The sequence below is a fragment of the Klebsiella sp. BDA134-6 genome, assembly GCF_015601345.1.
Classification (GTDB): domain Bacteria; phylum Pseudomonadota; class Gammaproteobacteria; order Enterobacterales; family Enterobacteriaceae; genus Klebsiella; species Klebsiella grimontii.
Genome location: NZ_CP064784.1, coordinates 1284152 through 1307034, shown reverse-complemented (window position 1 = coordinate 1307034; position 22883 = coordinate 1284152). Strand labels below are relative to the sequence as shown.

The following is a 22883-nucleotide window of genomic DNA, read 5'->3' as shown; positions in this document are numbered from 1 at the left end:
CTACTCCGCGCCAAAATGATCGTATCCCTTAAAATCGAACGTAACGGGCTTACCTTCCCGCATGAACTGCAGACCTTCCGATTGCGGAAGTATCTGTCCAATACAGGTAAAGCGCGCGCCGAGATTGGCAAGGGCCACGTCCAGCGCCCCGCGATTGAGTTCAGGCACGGTAAAGCACAGCTCATAATCTTCACCGCCGGAGAGCGCCCAGCGCAGCGCCTGTTCCGTCTCAACCTGGCGCAGCATCGCATCCGAGAACGGCATCGCATCGAGATCGACGCGCGCGCCGCAGCCGCTGGCGTCAAGAATATGCCCCAGGTCGGAAATCAGGCCGTCGGAGAGATCGATGGCGGAATTCGCTAAATCGCGCAGCGCCTGCCCCTGCAGAACCCGCGGTAGCGGACGCAGATGACGCGCCAGGAGATAATCCGCGTCGGCGTCATCTTCAACCTGCAGCCGATCCTGCAAAATCGCCAGACCCGCGGCGCTATCGCCGGGCGTGCCGGTGACGTAAATCCAGTCTCCCGGCTTCGCCCCGGAACGCTTCAGGCCGCGTCCCGTCGGCACAAAGCCGTGGATACCCAGCGTCATCGACAGCGGTCCGCGTGTGGTATCGCCGCCAATGAGCTGCATATCATAATAGTTGAGCTGCACAAACAGGCTGTCGCTAAAGGCTTCAAGCCAGGCTTCGTCCGCTTCCGGCAAGGTCAGGGCCAGGGTTAACCACGCCGGTTCAGCGCCCATTGCCGCCAGGTCGCTCAGGTTGACCGCCAGCGCTTTATAAGCGAGGTCGGCAGGGTCGATATCGGGTAAAAAATGGTTTCCCGCCACCAGGGTGTCGGTGCTGATTGCCAGCGTTTTTTTCTCGGGGATGTTCAGGAGCGCGCAGTCGTCGCCAATGCCGGTTTCAACATCAAGACGAGCGCTTTTTACGCGATCAAAATAACGGGCAATCAGGGAAAATTCGCCGCATGCCATACGTTATGCCTCAGAAAAAGAAAAGAATAAGGCCGGTTTGCAAGAGTGAGACTCTACAAAAACCGGCCCTGGAGTTTACTTTTTGTTGGGACGAATTACCGGGGCAGCTTTGTCCAGCACGCCGTTGACAAACTTATGGCTATCTTCAGCGCCAAAGGTTTTCGCCAGTTCGATGGCTTCGTTAATCGCAACTTTGTACGGTACATCGCTACGCTTTGACAGCTCAAACAGTGCGATACGCAACACCGCTTTTTCCACCTGACCCAGCTCGTCCAGCAGACGAGAAAGATACGGCTTCATCAGGCCGTCGAGATACGCGCTGTTAGTCGCCACTCCGGACAGCAGTTCGCGGAAATACAGAACGTCTACATCTTTCACATCCTGTTCCGCCAGGAACTGGTATTCGACATCAGCGATGTCGTTTTTGGACAACTGCCAGGAGTAAAGCGCCTGGACAGCACACTCACGGGCGCGGCGACGAGCAGCAGGTTTCACGGAATTCCCCTTACAAAAATCAGGCCTTGATGGCTTTCAATACGTTAATCATTTCCAGCGCGGTCAGCGCTGCTTCAGCGCCTTTGTTACCGGCTTTGGTGCCAGCGCGTTCGATGGCTTGTTCAATACTTTCTGTGGTCAGAACACCGAAGGCTACCGGGATTCCGCTGTCCTGAGCGACGTGCGCCAGGCCATTGCTTGCACCGCCAGCCACATATTCAAAGTGCGCAGTGCCGCCACGGATAACGGTACCCAGCGCGATCACCGCGTCATACTTACCGGTTTTCGCCAGTGCGTCAGCCGCCAGCGGCAGCTCATACGCGCCTGGAACCCAAACAACGGTAATGTTTTCATCTTTGACCTGGCCAATACGCTTCAGGGCGTCAATCGCGCCATCCAGCAGGCTGTCGTTGATAAAGTTGTTGAAACGCGCAATGGTGATGGCGACGCGAGCGTCCGGGGTAGCAACGTTAGCTTCAATAATGTTCATACTCTTCCTTCGGGTTCAGTTCATTTGGCCCCGCAAGGGGGGCGGATTCTATCATAATAATCGGCGCACTGCTTTCCCTTTTGTCCGGGGAAATCAAGCGTTCACTAAATGCAGGCAAATATCCGGGCCTACATGACGTATCTCATTGAATTTGAAATGGGGTGCTTGCTCAAGTTTCTCAAGCCCCGGCAGTACACATAATCCGCGCGCATCGCTGCCTAACAGTTTAGGCGCAATATAGACGATAAGCTCGTCCACCAGCCCGGCCTCGAGCAGCGCGCCGGCAAGGGTGGGGCCTGCTTCCACCCAAATCGTATTCATTTGCTGTTTGCCCAGCAGCATCATCAGTACAACCAGATCCAGGCGACCGTTATGCTCCGGCACCAGCAGCGTGCGTACGCTCTCCGGCCACTGGCGTTCATCTTCTCGGGTACGGGCAAATAGCGTTTCACCTGCCTGCTCCACGATGCGATGCTGCGGGGTGACGCGATTCCGACTATCGATAACGATGCGTAGAGGCTGACGCAGGTTTTCCTGCGGGTACAGCGCCTGAGTGTCGGCGTTGAGCTCGTCCCAGCGTACGGTTAGCGCCGGGTCATCCGCCAGCACCGTCGCGCTACTGGTCAGGATGGCGTGGCTTTGCGCGCGCAGGCGCTGCACATCGCGCCGCGCCTGCGGCGAGGTGATCCACTGGCTCTCCCCGCTGGCCATCGCCGTACGCCCATCCAGCGATGCGCCCATTTTTAACTGGATATAAGGAAAGCCGGTGCGCATGCGTTTAAGAAAGCCTTTATTCAGCGCTTCGGCTTCATTCATCATCAGCCCATGGCTGACGTCTACCCCTTCCTGCTGTAAACGGTACAAACCACGCCCCGCGACCTGCGGGTTCGGGTCCTGCATCGCCGCTACCACACGGCTTACTCCCGCGGCAATCAGCGCTTCGCAGCACGGTGGCGTACGACCGTGATGGCTACAGGGTTCCAGCGTGACGTACGCCGTCGCGCCTTGCGCTTTTTCGCCCGCCATGCGCAGCGCGTGCACTTCCGCGTGCGGTTCGCCGGCGCGATAGTGAAAACCTTCGCCGACGATCTCGCCATCTTTAACGATCACGCAGCCGACATTCGGATTGGGGTGAGTGGTGAAGCGTCCGCGCGCGGCCAGCTTCAGCGCTCGCGCCATGTACATTTCGTCCTGCATGGGCTCAGTCCTGTAAGCGGGCGATCTCTTCGCCGAACTCTTTGATATCTTCGAAGCTGCGGTAGACGGAAGCAAAGCGGATGTAGGCGACTTTATCGAGCTTTTTCAGCTGCTCCATCACCAGGTTGCCGATCATTTTACTCGGCACTTCGCGCTCGCCGGTCCCGCGCAGATGGGTTTTTATGTGGTTAAGCGCCATCTCGACGTCGTCCGAGCTGACCGGACGCTTCTCCAGCGCTTTCAGCATTCCGCTGCGCAGTTTGTCCTCATTAAAAGGCTCGCGCACGTCGTTACTTTTTACGACCCGCGGCATCACCAGTTCCGCCACTTCAAACGTCGTAAAGCGTTCATTACAGACCAGACACTGACGACGACGACGCACGGAAGAGCCCTCGCCCACCAGACGAGAGTCGATAACTTTGGTATCTACGGCGAAACAGAAAGGGCAATGCATGGCGCGTCCTGACATGTAGTTAAACTAACGGGTAGTTTACCGCGAAGTGACCCGACAACAAAGAAAGAGCTTTTGAGACAAAGGATCTATAGTGCGATTATCCGAACGATCTACCATTAAGCATCCTCTGTTAACGGAATCCCAACTATGACAAGACGTTATTTAAAACTGGCCATTGTGGGTAGCATTTTCACCCTCAGCGCCTGCGCGCAGCAAAGCGAAATCCGCCAGATGAACCAGAGCGTGAGCACGCTGAGCAAAGAGATGACCCAACTCAATCAGCAGACGGTCAAAATCACCCAGCAAAACGTGCTGAATGCGAAATCGAGCAGCGGCGTTTATCTGCTACCGGCCGCGAAAACGCCGGCCCGCCTGAAAAGCCAGATCGGTACCCTGCGCATGTCTCTGCTCAATATCACTCAGGATGGCGACGGTACCCGCCTGACGCTGCGCATCCAGGGTGAATCAAACGATCCGCTGCCGGCCTTTAGCGCGACGGTGGCCTCGGGGCAGATCAGCGGCACCACTGATAGCTATCAGGAAGTTAACGTGCAAAATCAGCTGATTAGCGCCCCGGCAAGCGTTCTGGCGCCGAGCGATGTCGATATTCCGCTGCGCCTGAATGGCGTAACGCCCGAGCAGGTTGGCTTTGTCCGCATCCACGATATCCAGCCCGCAAACCTGCCGTAACTCCCTTCTGCCGGGTGTCGCGAACATCCGGCTTCCCCTCTCGCGCCAATCCACTTACAGATTTTCCATTCAGTTCACTAAAAATTGACAGGATTTATGAATTTCAGTGGCATTCCGTCAAGAAATGCATAAAATCGTGAACGCAATCGATTACGTTAATGTTCGTTATGTGAAACAACACATATTTTTGTGAGCAATGATTCCTATAATAGACGCCACAGAAATACGAAATATTTAGAAACGCTTCGGCGCTTCTTTTAACGCCTTCAGGCTTAATTTAAACAGTGGCATCATTATGAAAAAAACATTACTGGCCGCCGGCGCAGCTCTGGCGCTCTCCGCATCTTTCTCTGCCAGCGCGGCAGAAAACGACAAACCGCAATATCTGTCTGATTGGTGGCACCAGAGTGTGAACGTGGTGGGTAGCTACCACACTCGTTTTGGGCCACAGATCCGTAACGATACTTATCTGGAATATGAAGCGTTCGCCAAGAAAGACTGGTTTGATTTCTATGGCTATATGGATGCGCCGGTCTTCTTCGGCGGTAACACCAACGCGAAAGGCATCTGGAACCACGGTTCGCCGCTGTTTATGGAAATTGAGCCGCGCTTCTCTATCGACAAACTGACCGGTACCGACCTCAGCTTCGGCCCGTTTAAAGAGTGGTATTTCGCCAACAACTACATCTACGACATGGGCCGCAACAAGTCCGGTCGTCAGAGCACCTGGTATATGGGTCTGGGTACCGATATCGATACCGGCCTGCCGATGAGCCTGTCGCTGAACGTCTATGCGAAATACCAGTGGCAAAACTATGGCGCGTCTAACGAGAACGAGTGGGACGGCTACCGCTTCAAAGTAAAATACTTTGTGCCGCTGACCGACCTGTGGGGCGGTTCACTGAGCTATATCGGCTTCACCAACTTTGACTGGGGCTCCGATCTGGGCGATGACAACTCTTATGATTTGAACGGTAAGCATTCACGCACCAGCAACTCCATTGCTTCCAGCCATATCCTGGCGCTGAACTACGATCACTGGCACTACTCCGTCGTGGCGCGTTACTTCCACAACGGCGGCCAGTGGGCTGACGACGCGAAGCTGAACTTCGGCGACGGCGACTTTAACGTTCGCTCGACCGGCTGGGGTGGTTACTTCGTGGTTGGTTACAACTTCTAATCGGCGCGAATTTTCCCCGGCGAATACGCCGGGGAAAATATAAAAAGCTAGCGCTCTTCGCATCTCACCTTACGTAAAAAATCACTCAATGAGCGATCGGCTCGTTCGCTAAAATGACGCCCGGTTGCGGAAATTTCCAGGCAGCGGTCGAGGCGAAAACAGCGATAATCTTCCCGCAGCTCGCACCAGGTCACCAGCAGCCAGCGCTCGCCCCAGAAAAATAGCCCCAGCGGCAGCACTTCACGCTGCGATACCTTTCCCGCTTCATCGCGGTAGTGCAGCGCCAGCGCCTGCTGGGCGGAAACTGCCCGATGCACTAAATCAAATTGATCTTTGCTATAGCCCTGAGCGCCAAAGTCGGGAGCAAACAGCCGCGACTGCTCCGCCTTGCGCCGGCTCTCGGCAGGCAAAATGGCCAGCACTTTTTCCTGCGCCGATTCCAGCGCCAGGGATAGCGACGCGCCGCCCCAGGTTTGCAGCAGCCGAATAGCGGCTACCAGCGCTTCCGATTCCTGGGTTGTCAGCATCAGCGGCGGTAGGTCGTAGCCCGCCAGCAGCCGGTAGCCGCTTCCGGCCTCCCCCTCAACCGGGACGCCGGAGAGCGAAAGATCGCGAATGTCGCGGTAGATCGTGCGCTCCGATACGCCAAGCCGCTCGGCCAGCAGTCCGGCGGTCGTTAATCTCCTACCGCGCAGGATCTGAACGATTTGAAAAAGGCGGTCGGCGCGTCGGCTCATTTCTGTTGTCTCATTTACGCAGGTTGGTGAAGGCCAATCCGATTACCCTCGCTATCATTAAAAAGGGCAATCGTGCCGATATCGTCCGCCAGCTCAAGGGGGCCAAACACGCAGCTTCCGCCCGCCGAGTTGACGCGATCGAGCGTGGCCGCCAGATTGTCAGTATGCAGATAGATAATACATCCCTGATCGGAGGGCTTAACGCCATCGAACTTTGCCAGCGCGCCGCCGGGAGCCGGGTCCTCATACGGAAAAACGGCCATTTCGATGCAATCCATTTTTTCCCGACGCAGCGTCACCTGCATCACCGGCTCGTAAAACGCCACGGCACGATCCATCTCCACCACCGGAATCTCAAACCAGTTAATTACGTTGTTCATACATCCTCCTGTCCATTGTTTGGGTTCAGGAGGAGTGTATGACAGGCCTACTGACAGCATTGTGTCAGTAGGGTGCGCACACCAGCGCGCGCTCGCGGCTCAGCAGCCACGGGCGCAGATACCCCACGGTACTGGAAAAAGGCAACACCTCTTCAGGCAGCACAATGCCAAGCTGCTCGCCGATGTACAAGCGGCGGGCGACAATACGCTGCCAGAGCTGAGGGTAGCGCTGCGCCAGCGCCTGACGCAAAGGGCCATCGGCAAGCGCCACGGTATCTTCAATGCTTGCGCCGCCGTAGCCCGCGCGGGAAGGAATGATGTCGATCTGCAATATCATCCCGCTTTGCAGGGTGGCGGCTGAATTGGGGCCAATGGGCGAACAGAGCCACTCTTCATCCGCGACCAGATGCCCGGGATTGAGGTGCCAGTGATATTCCGCCTTCGGCAACACCTGTTCTATCAGCGCATACATATCGCCGCCGCGCATGCCAATGCGCAGATTTTCCAGCCAGTTAACCACCGCCTTAAAGTAGGGCTTCGCCACCACCTCAAGATAATCGGCGACTTCCGGCGCCAGCTCTCGCTCATCGGCCACCACGTAAGCGGCGCGGCTGCTCAGGCCACCTTTGAAGCTGGTGGTCAGCGAGAATTTATCTCCGCGCTGAATGACCTTATCGCCCGGATAGAGATTCGCCCAGGCAAAGCGATCGCCGGTGGCGGCAATCATCACCACGCTATTAGGCTGCCCTTCCGCCGCCAGCAGCGCGCCGATTTGCTTTTCCGTTTTACCCGGCGCAATGGCGTTAAGCGCGGTCAAAATCGCGGTAGAAGCCAGATTAGCGCCGTACTCATAATGCGCCAGCTCGTTGGCATTATTAGTGATTCGCGCCCCCTCTGCCGGATCGATAAAAATACCGGTGGCATTGCTTAATTTCGCCTGCGGCCCGGCGGTCTGGCGAAGAGCGTCAACGATAAATGCCGGCAGATCGAACATCTGCGAGCGGTCATCAGCCGCGCCGGTAAAGAGCTTCCAGCCCGCCAGGCCGATACTTTTTCCCGCGGCGACGCCGGCCTCCTGGAGCAACTGAGCCAGGGTTTTGCGGGTATCCATCGGCTGATTAGGCAGCGAAAACCACGGAGCGTGAATGACCCGGTTTTCCAGCCGGGCATAGCCTGCGAGCTTGAGATTCTCGTTGCCCAGCACCAGCACCGCCTCGCCGTCCCGATGCAGCACCAGCAGCGCCTCTTCGAAACGGGGAATAAAGCCGGTGAGATACTCAAAATTGCCGCCGTGCTCTTTATCGGCATAGACGATAAGCGTGTCTAAACCGCGCTGCAGCATCCTCGCCAGTACTTTGGCTTTGCGCTGCCGCAGCGTGTCGTCATCGAGGGTAACGGAAGGCACATCGCGCCAGAGAGGGGGTTGAGGAACGGTGGAAAGAGTTACGACAGCCATCGGCATTTCTCCATGTCATTTAACGCTGATACCGGAGAGTAACCAAAATCCGAGCGGCTGTAATAAAAAAATCCCGGCCTTGCGACCGGGATTCGTTTATCAACACGCCAATGCCCTTACGGCAGAATTGACGGCTGATCCGCCCCTTCTTTCTCGACTTTCTGCTGCAGCATGTGCTCACGCTTCATGCCCAGCTTCAGCGCCAGCGCGGACGCGACGTAGATAGAAGAAGCCGTACCGATGGAGACGCCGATCAGCATGGTCAGCGAGAAGCCTTCCAGAATCGGCCCGCCGAAGAGATACAGCATCAGGATAACCATCAAGGTCGTCCCGGAGGTGATCAAGGTACGGTGCAGCGTCTGCGTCAACGACACGTTAAAGATTTCGTACGGCGTACCGCGGCGAATCTTACGGAAGTTTTCACGAATACGGTCAGATACCACGATACTGTCGTTCAGCGAGTAGCCGATCACCGACATCAACGAGGCCACGATGGTCAGGTCAATCTCGATATGCAGTAACGACAGCACGCCCATGGTGATCACCACGTCGTGCGCCAGCGCGATAACCACCCCAGCCGCCAGACGCCACTCAAAGCGGAAACCGACGTAGATCAGGATACACACCAGCGCGGCGATCAGCGCCAGCGCGCCGGTCTGCGCAAGATCGGCGCCAACGCTCGGACCCACAAACTCAATACGCTTGACCGTCGCGTTCTGGCTGGTTGATTCGTTAATGACGGTAACGACCTTGCTGCCCAGCTCCTGGCTGCCGTTGGCGTCATGCACCGGCGGCATACGCACCATGATGTCGCGGCTGCTACCGAAGTTTTGCAACTGCGGCTCTTCAAAGCCCGCCTTCTGCAGCGACTGGCGCACCTGGTCCATATCGACAGGTTTTTCGAGGGTAATCTCAATCACCGTACCCCCGGTGAAATCCAGACCCCAGTTAAACCCGCGCACGCCAATAATAGCGATGGACAAAATCAGCAGAAAACCTGAAATGCCGAAAGCCCAGTAGTCCCAGCGCATAAAGTCCCAGACTTTACGGCCGTGGTTCAATTGTTCAACAGTATATTCCTGTGCCACAACGCACTCCTCAGATAGACAGCTTTTTAACGCGCTTGCCGCCGTACAGCAGGTTCACGATGGCACGGGTGCCGACGATAGCGGTAAACATTGAGGTCGCAATACCGATACCGGTGGTAATCGCAAACCCTTTAATGGCACCGGTACCGACCGCGTACAGGATAATGACTTTGATAAGCGTCGTAATGTTGGCATCAAAGATGGAGCTGAACGCGCCGCGATAACCTTCGTCAATCGCCTGCTGCACGGAACGCCCGTTGCTCAGCTCTTCTTTAATACGTTCGTTAATCAGAACGTTCGCATCGACCGCCACCGCAAGGGTTAAGACGATCCCCGCAATCCCCGGCATGGTCAGCGTCGCCCCCGGAATCAGAGACATAATGCCGACAATCAGCACCAGGTTAGCCACCAGCGCAGAGGTCGCAATCAGGCCGAACTTCTTGTAGAAGAAGATCATAAACAGGATGGAGACCACCAGACCGGCCAGACACGCTTCCAGGCCCTGCTTGATGTTCTGCATACCGAGGGTTGGACCGATGGTCCGTTCTTCAACAATCTGAATCGGCGCAATCAGCGCGCCTGCACGCAGCAACAGGGAGAGCTGGCGCGCTTCGGTCGGGTTGCTGATGCCGGTAATACGGAAGCTGTTACCCAGACGAGACTGGATGTTGGCGATGTTAATCACCTCTTCCTCTTTCGCCAGAATCGCACGACCATTGGCATCTTTCTTACCGCTGTCTTTGTACTCCACAAACAGGGTCGCCATCGGTTTACCGATGTTGTCCTTGGTGAAGTTAGACATGATGTTGCCGCCAGCGCTATCCAGGGAGATGTTAACCTGCGCCTGGTTGTACTCATCCATGCTCGACGTCGAGTCGGTGATGTGGTCACCGGTGAGGATGACGCGCTTGTACAGCACAACCGGCTGGCCTTCGCGGGTATATTTCACTTCCGAGTCGCCCGGAACGCGACCGGAGGCCGCCGCGGCGCTATCAACGTTGGTGTTAACCAGACGGAATTCCAGGGTCGCGGTCGCGCCGAGAATCTCTTTCGCACGCGCGGTGTCCTGGATACCCGGCAGTTCAACCACAATACGGTCGGCGCCCTGACGCTGAACCAGAGGTTCGGCAACGCCCAGCTGGTTTACACGGTTACGCAGGATATTGATGTTCTGCTGAACGGCATATTCGCGAGCTTCTTTCAGACGGTCGTCGGTCATCACGGCTTTCAGGCCAGTGCTGCCCTGAGTGGAGATAACCAGATCGCGGTGACGAGGGCTGAGGTAGGAGATAGCCTGGTCGCGCGCGGCGCTGTCGCGGAAAGCGATGCTCAGGCCGTAGTTGTCTTCTTTACGCACGGTCGCGTAAGGAATGCCTTTATCACGCAGTTCGCTGCGCAGGCTGTCGATATTTTGTTCCTGCAGTTTGCCCAGCGCGGTATCCATGTCGACTTCCATCAGGAAGTGCACGCCGCCGCGCAGATCAAGACCCAGCTTCATCGGCTCGGCATAAAGGGCCGCCAGCCAGCGCGGGGTTGCCGGAGCAAGGTTAAGCGCCACGACGTATTTGTCACCCAGCACGCCCATCAGCGCTTCGCGCGCGCGCAGCTGGATATCAGTGGTGTCGAAGCGCGCAAGAATTGCGCCCTCTTCCAGTGCCACAGACTTCGCGGTAATTTTTTCTTCTTGTAGTGTTTTCTGGACCTGGATCAGCGTTTGCTCACTGGCGGCGACGCCGCGCGCGCCAGTGATTTGAACAGCCGGATCCTCACCATACAGGTTGGGAAGCGCATACACTAAGCCGACGACAATAACGACGACCAGCATGACGTACTTCCACAAAGGATAACGGTTTAACACGGCAGTTCCCTTAGGGAAAATGGGTAATTACAGCGCCTTCATGGTGCCTTTCGGCAGAACGGCAGCTACGAAGTCACGTTTGATAACCACTTCAGTGGTATCGTTCAGCGCGATAGCGATGTAACCGCTTTCCGCGACTTTAGTGACGCGCCCAACCAGGCCGCCGTTGGTCAGTACTTCATCGCCTTTGGCAATGGAGTTCATCAGGTTTTTATGTTCCTTGGTGCGTTTCTGCTGTGGGCGCAGGATCATGAAGTAAAAAATCAGACCAAACACCACCAGCATCAGGATCAGAGACATCGGGCTACCCTGCGCCGCGCCACCGGTTGCTGCTACCGCATCAGAAATAAAAAAGCTCATTGAAATTCCCTCATTATTAAAATTAGTCAACGTTCAAAGGTGGAACGGTTCGACCCTGACGTTGGTAAAAATCGGTCACGAAGCTCTCTAATTTACCCTCTTCAATAGCCTTGCGTAAACCAGCCATTAAGCGCTGATAGTAACGAAGGTTATGAATGGTATTGAGGCGCGCGCCCAATATTTCGTTGCAACGGTCCAGATGATGCAAGTAAGCGCGTGAATAGTTGCGACAGGTGTAGCAATCACATTCTGCATCCAGCGGCGAAGTATCGCTCTTGTGCTTCGCGTTGCGGATTTTCACCACGCCGTCGGTGACGAACAGGTGGCCATTGCGCGCATTGCGCGTCGGCATGACGCAGTCGAACATATCGATCCCGCGGCGCACCCCTTCGACCAGATCTTCCGGCTTACCGACGCCCATCAGGTATCGCGGCTTGTCGGCCGGGATCTGCGGGCAGACGTGCTCCAGTATACGGTGCATATCTTCTTTCGGCTCGCCGACAGCCAAACCGCCGACAGCGTAGCCATCAAAGCCAATCTCTACCAGACCTTTAACAGAGATATCACGTAAATCTTCGTAAACGCTGCCCTGAATAATGCCAAACAGCGCATTTTTATTGCCCAGACCGTCAAAACGGTCGCGGCTGCGCTTCGCCCAGCGCAGGGACATTTCCATCGAACGCTTAGCGTAATCCCAGTCCGCCGGGTATGGCGTGCATTCATCGAAGATCATCACGATATCGGAACCGAGATCGTACTGAATCTCCATCGATTTTTCCGGATCGAGGAAAATCGGATCGCCGTTGATCGGATTGCGGAAATGCACGCCCTGTTCGGTGATCTTGCGAATATCGCCGAGGCTGAAGACCTGGAAGCCGCCGGAATCAGTGAGGATCGGCCCTTTCCACTGCATAAAGTCGTGCAGGTCGCCGTGCAGCTTCATAATTTCCTGGCCCGGACGCAGCCACAGGTGGAAGGTATTGCCGAGGATGATTTGCGCGCCGGTCGCTTCAACTTCCTCCGGCGTCATTCCTTTTACGGTACCGTAGGTGCCGACCGGCATAAACGCTGGCGTTTCAACGACGCCGCGCTCAAACACAAGACGGCCGCGACGCGCGCGACCATCGGTAGTATCTAACTCAAATTTCATTATCACTCCTGCGTCAGAAAAACAGTCTGACGTTAAACACGCGCATCGCGGACTTATTCCCCGACACGTTCAAAAATAGCCTGCGGATTGTACGTGATAAACATCGCGTCCCCGTAGCTAAAAAAGCGATATTTTTGTTCTACCGCAGCCTTATAGGCGTTCATGGTGTGCTGATAGCCGGCAAACGCGGAGACCAGCATAATCAGCGTGGATTCAGGCAGATGGAAGTTGGTCACCAGCGCATCAATGACTTTGTACTGATAGCCCGGATAGATAAAAATCTGCGTATCGCCGAAGAAGGGCTCAATCAGATCGTTTTTCGCCGCCTGCGCCGCGCTTTCCAGCGAACGCACCGAGGTCGTCCCGACCGCAATCACCCGGTTCCCGCGCGCTTTTGCCGCCAGCACCGCATCGACCACCTCCTGCGGCACTTCCGCATATTCAGAGTGCATAATGTGGTCTTCAATGCTGTCTACGCGCACTGGCTGGAAGGTCCCCGCTCCGACGTGTAGCGTAACAAACGCCATCTCAACGCCTTTTTCGCGCAGCTTCGCCAGCAGCGGCTCGTCAAAGTGCAGGCCGGCGGTGGGCGCAGCCACGGCGCCCGGTTTTTCGCTATATACGGTCTGATACAGCTCGCGGTCGGCCTCTTCGTCCGGACGCTCAATGTACGGCGGCAGCGGCATATGGCCGATAGCGTTGAGAATATCCAGTACGCTGCGCGCGTCGTCGAAAGCCACTTCAAACAGCGCGTCGTGGCGTGCAACCATCGTTGCTTTAATGCTCTCATCGTCGCCAAGCAGCAGCTCGGCGCCGGGTTTCGGCGCTTTAGACGCGCGAATATGTGCCAGAATACGTTTATCATCGAGCATACGCTCGACCAGCACCTCAATCTTGCCGCCGCTGGCTTTACGACCAAACAGGCGGGCCGGGATCACGCGGGTATTATTAAAAACCAGCAGGTCGCCTGGGTTGAGCTTGTCGAGTAAATCGGTGAAAGTACCGTGCGTCAGCGCGCCCGTCGGCCCGTCTAATGACAGCAAGCGGCAGCTGCTGCGCTCGGGCATGGGATAGTGGGCAATCAGGGATTCGGGTAATTCAAAGGAGAAATCGGCGACGCGCATGGCATATACTCATGACTTAAAAACAGGCGGCTTAGTCTAGTGCTCACACCTCTTCGCTGCAACAACTAGCCGTATCCGGATAACGAATCGCATGAATTTTCTCGCACACCTGCACCTTGCCCATCTCGCTGACAGCTCCCTTTCCGGTAATTTACTGGCCGATTTCGTTCGCGGCGACCCCGCCGGCGAATGGCCGGCTGACGTCGTAGAGGGCATCTTTATGCACCGGCGGATCGATGTACTGACGGATAACCTGCCCGAAGTCGCCGAAGCCAAAGGGTGGTTTCGCCCCGAAACGCGCCGGGTCGCGCCCATCACCCTGGACGTGATGTGGGACCATTTCTTGTCACGCCACTGGGCGCAGCTGTCGCCCGAACTGCCGCTGCCGGAGTTTGTCCGCTACGCCCACGCCCAGGTCACGTTTATTTTGCCCGATTCTCCGCCGCGTTTTGTCAATCTCAACGAATACCTTTGGTCTGAGCGCTGGCTTGAACGCTATCGGGATATGGAGTTTATTCAGCGCGTGCTGAACGGGATGGCCAGCCGCCGTCCGCGGCTGGATGCCCTGCGCGATTCCTGGCAGGATCTGGATACCCACTACGACCGGCTGGAGGAGCAGTTCTGGCGCTTCTACCCGCAGATGATGGCGCAGGCGAAAAAACGCGAACTGTAAAAGATTGCGCTTTTTTCAGAAAACGCTATTCTGAAAAGCGCTTTTAAATAACGATTGATAGACAAAACCTATCTCATCGATTGTCAGCGTCACGTTGAGTTCCTCCGCACCGCTCCCTATACTTGCCCGCGTTGCGTTCCAATTAACCTTAGTATTAACAGGAGAATCATATGGTTCTGGTTACTCGTCAGGCTCCGGACTTCACCGCGGCAGCTGTTTTAGGTAACGGCGAAATCGTTGAGAAATTCAACTTCAAACAGCACACCAGCGGTAAAGCCACCGTTCTGTTCTTCTGGCCGATGGACTTCACCTTCGTTTGCCCGTCTGAACTGATCGCTTTTGACAAGCGCTACGAAGAATTCCAGAAACGCGGCGTAGAAGTGGTTGGCGTTTCTTTTGACTCCGAGTTCGTCCACAACGCATGGCGTAACACCCCAGTAGACCAGGGCGGCATCGGCCCGGTTAAATACGCGATGGTTGCTGACATCAAACGCGAAATCCAGAAAGCGTACGGTATCGAGCATCCGGACGAAGGCGTTGCCCTGCGCGGTTCCTTCCTGATCGACGCTAACGGCGTTGTTCGTCACCAGGTGGTTAACGATCTGCCGCTGGGCCGTAACATCGACGAAATGCTGCGTATGGTTGACGCGCTGCAGTTCCACGAAGAGCACGGCGAAGTTTGCCCGGCGCAGTGGGAAAAAGGAAAAGAAGGGATGGCCGCTTCTCCGGAAGGCGTGGCTAAATACCTGACCGAGAACGTTTCCAGCCTGTAATCGGCGTACGTTCGGCAAAAGGCTCGCAGACGCGAGCCTTTTTTGTTTTATACGGAGCCGCTTTTTTTCACTTCACGCCAGATGCGCCACGCCATCAACGCCAGCACAACGACGCCAAATATCAGCGCACCCCATACCAGCAGCGTTTTCCAGCTGCTTTGCTGCTCGGCAGCAGACGTCGCCGTTAACCGCGCTTCGCCGCCCAGCATGACGTCTTCTTGCGCGACCGCCAGAGGGAGATCATTCACAGACTGCGTCTTACGCAGCGACGGCGGGATCAGCATGTCCAGGGCGACATCTGCCTTTTGCGCCGCCCGGTTTCCCCAGGCCAGCATATAAGGCCCTTTTCCCTGGGTATTAAAGACCAGCTGGTATTTATCGCGCGCGCCGCTTATCGCCGGCAGCGACGCCGATAAGCGGGCATTAATCGTCTTCATGCGAACCGCTTCAACCGGTTGACCTGACAGAGGAATATCGTCCGAACGCTTGCCGTCCAGCTGATACAGCACGGTTTTCGTCAGCGGCTGCCAGGGCTCATTTTCGCCGCTGCGCCAGGCAAGCTCGACCGGTAGAACCCCTTCGCCTGCCAGCGATATTCTGAGCGAAGTCAGCGGCTGAGGCCGGGCCCAGCGCCAAACGGCCTCCTCATCTGAAACCCTGTCCGCCTGAGCATCAAGCTCAATGCGCGTAGACTCCGGTTCTCTGCGTTCCGCCAGAGCCGTCACGCTATTTAACGCCGGCGCCTTGCTTTGCGCATCGAGGATCAGCAGCAGGTAACGATTCCCGTCCGCGGAGAGCGTCAGGTCAGCGCTAATGGTGTCCATTTTCAAACGATCGCTATCGCGCGTCAGATCCATAAGAGGCGCATCCTCCTGAACAGAGCGCCAGTACTTCAAATCGCGGCTGGAATACAGCGACGCTTTCCCCTGCCAGTTAGCCGCCAACGATTCCCAGTTCAGCCGCAGTTGAGCCAGCGCGAAAGCGTCCGTCTTATCCGCCGGCAGCGTCAGTAAATAGCTCTGCCCGAGCGCCTTCGCATCATCGGTTTCCAGGTGAATTTCGATCCCCGTTGTTGAACGCAGGACCAGCGACTCTCCGCCGCGTCGCCCCTCTTCACGCGGCGGAACCGGCGACATCTGCAGAGGGAAAAGCCGTAGCGTCATCGCTTCAGGCGTAACGGGTTGCGCCTTCTGCACCTGCAGCGCGAACGGTACCGTATCTCCCTGATGGTTAAATACCCGCACATCGCGCAAATCAGGCCATGCCGTCCCCTGATAGAGCAACGGGGAAAGCTCGACGCGATACCAGGGCGACGCGCCGCTGGTTTCCAGCATCACCCCCTGCATATAATCCAGTGGTTTTTCTCGCGCTTCATTGCCGCTGACAGCCGCGCCCGTCACGCCCAGCAGCACGCCGCATAACACCGCTTTCATCCATTTCATTTTTCTTCTCCTGCTTTGGGCGGTAACGGGGAAAAATACCCGACGATCAACACCAAAATCGCCACGCCGATAAACGCAACAGCCCGCGCCAGCCCGCCGCCGCCTGCGCTATCCACCAGCATGAGTTTCACAATGACAACGCCTAACAACGCCGCGCCGCATAGCCATTCGCGGCGGGAAAGTCGCCGCGTCGCGCGCAGCATGATCGTCAGCGCTGCCAGCGTCCAGACCAGCGCGAAAGTGGTCTGAATTAAACGCGAATGCCACAGCGGCTCGATACTCCAGGCCACCTCGCCGTACCAGGCCAGGGCGCGCAGCAGCAGACCATTCAGCCACCAGAAGCCGAGCGCCAGCAAAGCAACGACGGGCCAGGGGCGGCATACCGATAGCTGCAGCGGAAAATAACGCCGCGAAACGCGGTAAAATATCGTCAGCCCAAGCAGCGCAAAAGCGGCGCCCTCTTCCAACGGGTTAATCAGCGGCAAATAGGTCTGACCGTAGACTGTGCCATCCTGCACATTCGTCAGCATTAACAGGCATCCCAGCGCCACCGCCACCGGTATCATCGCCTGAGAAGCATACAGCGCAGGCCATACCCGGAATGGCCACACTTGCCGATGAACGGCTTCCGAGACGAGGAAAATCAGCATCCCGCCCGCCGCCATCATTAATCCGCTCGCCCAGGCCGACATGCCCCACGGCAAATCCAGGGTAAACCAAAACAGCTCCATTGCCAGCGCCAGCAAAATCATCCACAACAGCGACAGGTGGGCAAGCTTACTCAGGCGCGGCGGCAGTGAATGCCCATCACGCCAGAGCAGGGCCGCCGCCGCGGGTAGCGCCGCGCACCAGGCCAGATTTTTCCAGCCAGCAGCGAAAATCTGCTGCTGGGACAGCTGGTAAAACAGCACCATCAGCATCATTGGCCACAGCAGCCATTTGCTCGCATCCAGCTCTTGCCAGGCTAAGCGCGCGGCGGCTGCGCGCCAGCACCACACCGACGCCGCCAGCGCCGCCAGCACGCCAAAGACAATCTGCGTGTCTTTACTCACCGCCAGCTGCGATGCGCCCACAAGCGCCACCATCCAGAACAACAGGCCGCCGATAAGCAGCCCCCAACTGCCCTGCACCTGGACGGTTCGCCACAGCCAGGCGGCAACCAGCCAGCTAAGGCTGAGTACGGCGAAAATCAGCAGCAAAGAGAGCGGCGTGGCGCCATTCGCCTGCGCCCATAGCGCGCTGCCAACTGCCAGTACAAGTAACGCCGTACCGCTGTAACTCATGCGCCGCTGCTGCTGTTGCACGCCCAGCCAGAGGATGCCAAGACCTTCCAGCGACCAGGCCATCGCAGTCCAGCGAGCCGACAGCGCCAGCGGGATGGCCAGCGTGGTAAAGGCGCCGCCGAGCGCCAGCGCCGCCAGCACCAGCGGCTTCCCTAAAGAGGGGTAGCGACGCAGCGCCAGCCAGGCAAGGGCCAGATAGAAACCGCCGTAGCCCAGCGCGCTAAGCGCCGGGCCGTATTCCATATGCCGGGTAATGGCGTACTGCATACCAAAACCGACCAGCGGCGGCGCAAACAGCAGCACGCCGTCAATAATCTGACGACCTTTTTCCTGCGCCCGCAGCGACAGCGCCACGCTCAACACGCCAAAAATAAGCGTATTGGCAATTAAAAACAGCTGACAGCTCAGGTAAAACGCTGGCCGATACTCATTCAGCCCCCACAGGCCGCCAACGCCAAAGGTAAACAGCAGGCCAAGCAGATTAAGCTCGCGCCAGTGCTGGCGGATGCTAATGGCAAGAATGCCGACCGACAGCAGAAGATAGAAGGAGAACAACGCCACATGGCTGCCGCCGCCGGTAGAGAGCAGCAGCGGCGCAAGATAACCGCCAAGGCTCGCCAGCATGGCCAGGCTGAGCGCTTTTTGCACAATCGCCAACCCAACGCTCGCCGCGCAGATCGCCACCAACAGCGCAAACGCCAGGGTCATCGGCAGCATCTGCCACAGGCGAAAGGCGCCAAAAACGGTGAGATAGAGCGCGCCCGTTGCCCCACCCTGCAAGATCAGGGCGTACACCGGTTGCTTATGCCGCAATCGCCATCCGACAGCCAGCAGGACGACCGCGAACAGCGCCGCCGCGACCAGACGTAATTCGAGGGGGAACAGAGCGTGTTCCACGGTATAGCGCAGCAGAAAGGAGAGGCCAAGAAACAGCAGCAGGATCCCGAGCTTCGCCAGCGGATTGCCCTGCATAAACCAGCCTGCCAGTGACGATATTATTCCGCCAAAGGCGGAAGATGGCTTGCTTTCGGGGAAAGAGGCCGCCTTTTGCTCTGGCTGCGGTTGCGGCGTTGGCTGCGCGCGCCACGGATCGATGGCTTCAGCCACGGGCTCCGGTCGAGGCTCACTGAGCTTCACCGTCATCGCGTCAGCAGCGATAGCGGCTTCTGGCGTTGTCGGCGCGAAGGCGGTGGTCTCTGCCGCAGGCGCGACGCCGCATCGCTCAAGCTCCTCAACCCGACGTTGCAAAGCCGCCAGCTCAAAACGGACCGCCGCGCTGCGCCTGAGAGCGACAATCGCGACGAGCGGCCCAACCACCAGCCCGCAGAATAAAATCACGGCGCCAAAGATCAGTAGATCGTCCATGTTCCCACCTTCACTGTTTGAAGAGGGAGCAGAATGACACACATTGTCTTATCAGCGCTATCCGAGAAAATGAAAAAGGCCAATGAGGGCGTTGATGCTCTCATTGGCCTACCGGTACTGATAAGCGCCCGTCGCGCTAAAAAGCAAAGCAGGAGCAGCCGAGCACGCCCCAGAATGCCTGCTCATCGGCAACCGGTATCGACGATTTGCGCGCAATATCATGCTGATGCCCGTGTACGCCGCAGCTGCCGCAGCACTGGTGCATCTGCACGATTGCACCGATTTTCGCGGCCGTCGGCGGCGCGGAACGGTAATGACCCGGAACCTTCACCACCGGCGACCACTCGGGCAGCACCGGAATGGGCGGCGGCGCCAGCGGCGAGAAGTGTCCGGCGGCGTACACCACCTTGCCGTCCACCACCGTCAGCACCGACTCGATCCCCTTGATTTCCTCTTCCGCGACGCTGAAATAGTCTTTGGAGAGCACCACCAGGTCGGCAAGCTGGCCTTGTTCAATCCGCCCTTTCTTACCCTGTTCGCTGGAAAACCACGCGCTTCCCGCCGTCCACAGCTCCAGCGCCACGTCGCGCGGCAGGCGGTTGCTGTCGTCATACATCGCCATCCCGCCGACGGTACGGCCGGAAACCAGCCAGTAGAGCGCGGTCCACGGATTGTAGCTCGCCACGCGGGTAGCATCCGTCCCCAGCCCCACCGGAACCTCCAGCTCGAGCATTTTCGCCACCGGCGGCGTATGTTTGACCGCATCTTTACCGTAGCGGTCGACAAAATATTCGCCCTGGAAAGCCATACGGTGCTGCACGGCAATGCCGCCGCCCAGCGCTTTAACGCGTTCGATATTGCGCTCGGTGATGGTTTCCGCATGATCGAAGAACCAGTGCAGACCGTTGAACGGAATATCGCGATTCACCTTCTCGAAGACGTCGAGCATCCGGCTGATGGATTCATCATAGGTGGCATGCAGGCGGAACGGCCAGCGATGTTCAACCAGGTGGCGCACCACCCGCTCCAGCTCATCTTCCATCCCTTCCGGCAGATCCGGACGCGGCTGGAGGAAGTCTTCGAAATCCGCCGCCGAGAAAACCAGCATCTCCCCGGCGCCGTTGGCGCGGTAAAAATCGGTGCCCTGTCCCGGCTTGAGCATATCGGTCCAGCGCTCAAAATCTTCCAGCTCCTGCTTAGGCCGCTGGGTAAACAGGTTATAGGCAATCCGCACGGTCATCTGCTCTTTGGCGTGCAGCTGTTCAATAATTTCATAATCTTCCGGGTAGTTCTGGAAACCGCCCCCGGCATCAATGGCGCTGGTCAGCCCCAGACGATTCAGCTCGCGCATAAACTGTCGCGTTGAGTTGACCTGAAGTTCCAGCGGCAGCTTCGGCCCTTTGGCCAGCGTCGAGTAGAGGATCATGGCGTTGGGTTTGGCGATCAGCATGCCGGTAGGATTACCGTTGCCGTCGCGAACGATCTCGCCGCCCGCCGGATCCGGCGTCTCTTTGGTGTAGCCCACCGCCTTCAGGGCCGCGAGGTTAAGCAATGCGCGATCGTACAGATGCAGGACAAACACCGGGGTATCCGGCGCCGCATCATTAAGCTCCTCCAGCGTCGGCATCCGCCGTTCAGCGAACTGGAATTCGCTCCAGCCGCCGACGACCCGCACCCACTGCGGCGACGGCGTGCGATCGGCCTGATCTTTTAGCATCCGTAGCGCGTCCGCCAGCGAGGGAACCCCCTCCCAGCGAAGCTCCAGATTGTAGTTCAGACCGCCGCGGATCAAGTGCAGATGGGAGTCGTTCAGGCCGGGGATCACCGTATGGCCTTTAAGATCGATAATTTGCGTCCCTTCAGCGGCAAAGCTCATGATACGATCGTGGCTACCGGCGGCGAGAATTTTACCGTCAGCGATCGCCACCGCATCGGCCAGAGGGTGTTGACGATCGAGAGTATGAACCCGACCGTGGGTCAGGATCAGTGTGGCAGTTTGCGACATAACGCACTCCTTCAGGAGGCTGGCTCAGTTTTTCTTTAACCAGCCAGCAAACAGACGGGTCACGATGGGCATCCAGAACCAGACCACCAGCGCGACCACACAGGCATCATTGATCAGATGCAGCAACAGGCTTCCCTTCAGCGAGGGCAACAGTATTCCGGTTATCGACGGCACCAGGTTAGTACTGGGGAAAATCACCAGCAGGGTGATTAAAAATTGCTTCCAGCGTCGCGGCTGGCGCACGTTCGCCGCGGGCGGCGTAAACCAGAAGGCCGGTTCAGTCCGGACTTCGGTACGATCGCCTTCGCTTAGCAGCGGCGCAATTTCCGCCACCAGCTGGCGGCGGGTCTCCGACTGGGTCCAGGCATAAAGATGCTCAATGGTGTCGAAGCGAATAATCACGCTCCATAAATTCTGCCCGGGGGCCGGACGAATGACGTTTGCGCCAAGATGGCCGGGAAACTCTGCCGCAATCGGCATAATTTTGCCCAGCCACGCTTCATACCGCTGGCCATGCTCCGGGTCGAGCACATGGCTGATCACCAGGGTCACCGATTTCTGTTGCGCCATTAAGAGTTCCTTGCTTCAGGGAATGGCGGGTTGTCCGCCGCCATTAGCTATACATGACCATACACAAAATCATTCACGCTGCGTCGAGGCGGCAAGGTTGTTCGTCCCCGGGAGCTGACATGAGTCAGTGACCGGGGCGGGCAAACGAAGCCAACAAAGAGGCAGCTGAAGGATGATGCCAATACACAAAATCATTCACGCTGCGTCGAGGCGGCAAGGTTGTTCGTCCCCGGGAGCTGACATGAGTCAGTGACCGGGGCGGGCAAACGAAGCCAACAAAGAGGCAGCTTGAAGGATGAAGTGTATTTAAGCTTTACGCTCTGGAGCGCCGTGCACCATGGTATAAGCGTAATCCACGCCCATCCCGTAGGCGCCGCTGTGCTCGCGCACCAGATCCATTACCGCGTCATAGGTCTCTTTACGCGACCAGTCGCGCTGGTACTCAAGCAGCACCTGCTGCCAGGTCACCGGCACCGCGCCGGCCTGCACCATACGGTCAATTGAGCGCTCGTGGGCATCAACCGAGGTGCCGCCGGAGGTATCGGTCACCACGTAAACTTCATAGCCTGCCTCCAGCGCCATCAGCGCCGGGAAGGTCAGGCAAACTTCCGTCCACAGCGCGGAAATAATCAATTTTTTACGCCCGGTGGCTTTTACCGCGGCCACAAAAGCCGCATCTTCCCAGGAGTTCATCGAGGTACGTTCAATGGGTTTCACATCAGGATGCACGGCCAGCAGTTCCGGCCAGATATAACCGCTGAAGCTTTTAGTTTCTACGGAAGTATAAATCACCGGAACATTAAAAATTTTACCCGCTTTGGCTAAAGCCACCGTATTATTTTTGAGAGTCTGACGGTCAATATTGGCCACGCCAAAAGACATTTGCGGCTGGTGGTCAATAAAAATAAGCGCTGAGTTTGAGGGATCGATCAGTTCACGAATAGACATAACATATCCTGTTAATCAATGAGTTAAAAAGATACTACCGTTTCCGTTGTGCTGTCTGGATCCTGACTGATAAAGCATGATGAGTATAGTCAGTAATTTCTAACGAGTTATTAAAGATTTTTTTCTGATTTATTTCCAAAGCGAAAAGTTATGGTTATTCAATTAACCATTACAAGATGCGCGAAAT

At 57.0% G+C, this 22883-nt stretch carries 22 protein-coding genes; 4 read left to right on the top strand and 18 right to left on the bottom strand.

Translation table 11 applies throughout. The features are described 5' to 3' along the window. The 5 genes from thiL to nrdR form a co-directional block, all read right to left on the bottom strand. A complete protein-coding gene (gene thiL / locus IYV58_RS06010) occupies nt 1–978 on the bottom strand; it encodes a thiamine-phosphate kinase (RefSeq protein ID WP_004129692.1) in 978 nt (325 codons plus the stop codon). 75 nt (nt 979–1053) lie between these two features. Beyond that, nucleotides 1054–1473, bottom strand: a complete 420-nt coding sequence (gene nusB, locus IYV58_RS06005) for a transcription antitermination factor NusB (RefSeq protein ID WP_004099457.1) — start codon at nt 1471–1473, stop codon at nt 1054–1056. Between the two features lie 19 nt (nt 1474–1492). Continuing rightward, complete coding sequence (gene ribE, locus IYV58_RS06000) at nt 1493–1963, bottom strand: 6,7-dimethyl-8-ribityllumazine synthase (RefSeq protein WP_004129690.1); 471 nt, start codon at nt 1961–1963, stop codon at nt 1493–1495. Between the two features lie 93 nt (nt 1964–2056). Continuing rightward, nucleotides 2057–3160 carry a bifunctional diaminohydroxyphosphoribosylaminopyrimidine deaminase/5-amino-6-(5-phosphoribosylamino)uracil reductase RibD gene (gene ribD / locus IYV58_RS05995; protein WP_049114422.1) on the bottom strand — a complete coding sequence of 368 codons (1104 nt, stop codon included), beginning with the start codon at nt 3158–3160 and terminating at the stop codon, nt 2057–2059. Nucleotides 3161–3164: 4 nt separating this feature from the next. Beyond that, nucleotides 3165–3614, bottom strand: coding sequence for a transcriptional regulator NrdR (gene nrdR, locus IYV58_RS05990; protein WP_004099449.1), 450 nt, complete (start codon nt 3612–3614; stop codon nt 3165–3167). A 147-nt stretch (nt 3615–3761) separates the two neighbouring features. Between nrdR and IYV58_RS05985 the strand changes: the two genes are divergently transcribed. Next, complete coding sequence (locus IYV58_RS05985) at nt 3762–4304, top strand: SadB/YajI family lipoprotein (RefSeq protein WP_195729480.1); 543 nt, start codon at nt 3762–3764, stop codon at nt 4302–4304. A gap of 295 nt (nt 4305–4599) precedes the next feature. Then, complete coding sequence (locus IYV58_RS05980) at nt 4600–5484, top strand: nucleoside-specific channel-forming protein Tsx (protein WP_004129680.1); 885 nt, start codon at nt 4600–4602, stop codon at nt 5482–5484. Nucleotides 5485–5531: 47 nt separating this feature from the next. Here the strand turns inward: IYV58_RS05980 and IYV58_RS05975 are convergent, their stop codons facing one another. The 8 genes from IYV58_RS05975 to queA form a co-directional block, all read right to left on the bottom strand. Then, a complete protein-coding gene (locus IYV58_RS05975) occupies nt 5532–6221 on the bottom strand; it encodes a helix-turn-helix transcriptional regulator (protein WP_004129678.1) in 690 nt (229 codons plus the stop codon). A 14-nt stretch (nt 6222–6235) separates the two neighbouring features. Continuing rightward, nucleotides 6236–6601 carry a VOC family protein gene (locus tag IYV58_RS05970; RefSeq protein WP_004129676.1) on the bottom strand — a complete coding sequence of 122 codons (366 nt, stop codon included), beginning with the start codon at nt 6599–6601 and terminating at the stop codon, nt 6236–6238. Between the two features lie 64 nt (nt 6602–6665). Beyond that, complete coding sequence (locus tag IYV58_RS05965) at nt 6666–8057, bottom strand: M24 family metallopeptidase (RefSeq protein WP_049115826.1); 1392 nt, start codon at nt 8055–8057, stop codon at nt 6666–6668. Nucleotides 8058–8173: 116 nt separating this feature from the next. Beyond that, nucleotides 8174–9145 (bottom strand): protein translocase subunit SecF, encoded by a 972-nt coding sequence (secF, locus tag IYV58_RS05960; RefSeq protein WP_004129671.1) that lies wholly within the window; start codon nt 9143–9145, stop codon nt 8174–8176. A gap of 10 nt (nt 9146–9155) precedes the next feature. Then, nucleotides 9156–11003, bottom strand: a complete 1848-nt coding sequence (secD, locus tag IYV58_RS05955; protein WP_071532289.1) for a protein translocase subunit SecD — start codon at nt 11001–11003, stop codon at nt 9156–9158. A gap of 27 nt (nt 11004–11030) precedes the next feature. Then, nucleotides 11031–11363 (bottom strand): preprotein translocase subunit YajC, encoded by a 333-nt coding sequence (gene yajC, locus IYV58_RS05950; RefSeq protein ID WP_004099423.1) that lies wholly within the window; start codon nt 11361–11363, stop codon nt 11031–11033. Nucleotides 11364–11385: 22 nt separating this feature from the next. After that, entirely contained in the window at nt 11386–12513 is a 1128-nt protein-coding gene (tgt, locus tag IYV58_RS05945) for a tRNA guanosine(34) transglycosylase Tgt (protein ID WP_004129667.1), read from the bottom strand. A gap of 53 nt (nt 12514–12566) precedes the next feature. Beyond that, nucleotides 12567–13637: a tRNA preQ1(34) S-adenosylmethionine ribosyltransferase-isomerase QueA gene (gene queA, locus IYV58_RS05940; protein ID WP_004129664.1), complete on the bottom strand. Its 1071-nt coding sequence runs from the start codon at nt 13635–13637 to the stop codon at nt 12567–12569. A 91-nt stretch (nt 13638–13728) separates the two neighbouring features. Here queA and acpH point away from each other — a divergent pair, with 91 nt between their 5' ends. Further along, nucleotides 13729–14310, top strand: coding sequence for an ACP phosphodiesterase (acpH, locus tag IYV58_RS05935; RefSeq protein ID WP_004129663.1), 582 nt, complete (start codon nt 13729–13731; stop codon nt 14308–14310). Nucleotides 14311–14480: 170 nt separating this feature from the next. After that, a complete protein-coding gene (locus tag IYV58_RS05930) occupies nt 14481–15083 on the top strand; it encodes a peroxiredoxin (protein WP_004099418.1) in 603 nt (200 codons plus the stop codon). A gap of 47 nt (nt 15084–15130) precedes the next feature. Here IYV58_RS05930 and IYV58_RS05925 read toward each other — a convergent pair whose 3' ends face one another. The 5 genes from IYV58_RS05925 to IYV58_RS05905 form a co-directional block, all read right to left on the bottom strand. Next, entirely contained in the window at nt 15131–16525 is a 1395-nt protein-coding gene (locus IYV58_RS05925) for a DUF3999 domain-containing protein (RefSeq protein ID WP_049115827.1), read from the bottom strand. Beyond that, a complete protein-coding gene (locus IYV58_RS05920) occupies nt 16522–19173 on the bottom strand; it encodes a DUF2339 domain-containing protein (protein ID WP_195729479.1) in 2652 nt (883 codons plus the stop codon). Before IYV58_RS05920 ends, IYV58_RS05925 begins: the two co-directional genes overlap by 4 nt. A 136-nt stretch (nt 19174–19309) precedes the next feature. Further along, the gene (locus IYV58_RS05915) at nt 19310–21178 is read right to left on the bottom strand and encodes an amidohydrolase (protein WP_087828311.1); all 1869 of its coding nucleotides are present in this window, start codon (nt 21176–21178) and stop codon (nt 19310–19312) included. A 24-nt stretch (nt 21179–21202) separates the two neighbouring features. Next, a complete protein-coding gene (locus tag IYV58_RS05910; protein WP_004129650.1) occupies nt 21203–21748 on the bottom strand; it encodes an antibiotic biosynthesis monooxygenase in 546 nt (181 codons plus the stop codon). 306 nt (nt 21749–22054) lie between these two features. Then, nucleotides 22055–22696 carry a hydrolase gene (locus tag IYV58_RS05905; protein WP_139529579.1) on the bottom strand — a complete coding sequence of 214 codons (642 nt, stop codon included), beginning with the start codon at nt 22694–22696 and terminating at the stop codon, nt 22055–22057. Nucleotides 22697–22883: the final 187 nt, after the last annotated feature.

What these genes read in the sequence shown, in the direction of transcription:
- IYV58_RS05985 (WP_195729480.1), top strand. Translation starts at nt 3,762, where the DNA reads ATGACAAGACGTTATTTAAAACTGGCCATTGTGGGTAGCATTTTCACC.
- yajC (WP_004099423.1), bottom strand. Translation starts at nt 11,363, where the DNA reads ATGAGCTTTTTTATTTCTGATGCGGTAGCAGCAACCGGTGGCGCGGCG.
- IYV58_RS05915 (WP_087828311.1), bottom strand. Translation starts at nt 21,178, where the DNA reads ATGTCGCAAACTGCCACACTGATCCTGACCCACGGTCGGGTTCATACT.
- thiL (WP_004129692.1), bottom strand. Translation starts at nt 978, where the DNA reads ATGGCATGCGGCGAATTTTCCCTGATTGCCCGTTATTTTGATCGCGTA.
- tgt (WP_004129667.1), bottom strand. Translation starts at nt 12,513, where the DNA reads ATGAAATTTGAGTTAGATACTACCGATGGTCGCGCGCGTCGCGGCCGT.
- IYV58_RS05965 (WP_049115826.1), bottom strand. Translation starts at nt 8,057, where the DNA reads ATGGCTGTCGTAACTCTTTCCACCGTTCCTCAACCCCCTCTCTGGCGC.
- IYV58_RS05930 (WP_004099418.1), top strand. Translation starts at nt 14,481, where the DNA reads ATGGTTCTGGTTACTCGTCAGGCTCCGGACTTCACCGCGGCAGCTGTT.
- ribE (WP_004129690.1), bottom strand. Translation starts at nt 1,963, where the DNA reads ATGAACATTATTGAAGCTAACGTTGCTACCCCGGACGCTCGCGTCGCC.
- IYV58_RS05980 (WP_004129680.1), top strand. Translation starts at nt 4,600, where the DNA reads ATGAAAAAAACATTACTGGCCGCCGGCGCAGCTCTGGCGCTCTCCGCA.
- nrdR (WP_004099449.1), bottom strand. Translation starts at nt 3,614, where the DNA reads ATGCATTGCCCTTTCTGTTTCGCCGTAGATACCAAAGTTATCGACTCT.
- IYV58_RS05920 (WP_195729479.1), bottom strand. Translation starts at nt 19,173, where the DNA reads ATGGACGATCTACTGATCTTTGGCGCCGTGATTTTATTCTGCGGGCTG.
- IYV58_RS05905 (WP_139529579.1), bottom strand. Translation starts at nt 22,696, where the DNA reads ATGTCTATTCGTGAACTGATCGATCCCTCAAACTCAGCGCTTATTTTT.
- IYV58_RS05925 (WP_049115827.1), bottom strand. Translation starts at nt 16,525, where the DNA reads ATGAAATGGATGAAAGCGGTGTTATGCGGCGTGCTGCTGGGCGTGACG.
- queA (WP_004129664.1), bottom strand. Translation starts at nt 13,637, where the DNA reads ATGCGCGTCGCCGATTTCTCCTTTGAATTACCCGAATCCCTGATTGCC.
- acpH (WP_004129663.1), top strand. Translation starts at nt 13,729, where the DNA reads ATGAATTTTCTCGCACACCTGCACCTTGCCCATCTCGCTGACAGCTCC.
- IYV58_RS05970 (WP_004129676.1), bottom strand. Translation starts at nt 6,601, where the DNA reads ATGAACAACGTAATTAACTGGTTTGAGATTCCGGTGGTGGAGATGGAT.
- ribD (WP_049114422.1), bottom strand. Translation starts at nt 3,160, where the DNA reads ATGCAGGACGAAATGTACATGGCGCGAGCGCTGAAGCTGGCCGCGCGC.
- IYV58_RS05910 (WP_004129650.1), bottom strand. Translation starts at nt 21,748, where the DNA reads ATGGCGCAACAGAAATCGGTGACCCTGGTGATCAGCCATGTGCTCGAC.
- IYV58_RS05975 (WP_004129678.1), bottom strand. Translation starts at nt 6,221, where the DNA reads ATGAGCCGACGCGCCGACCGCCTTTTTCAAATCGTTCAGATCCTGCGC.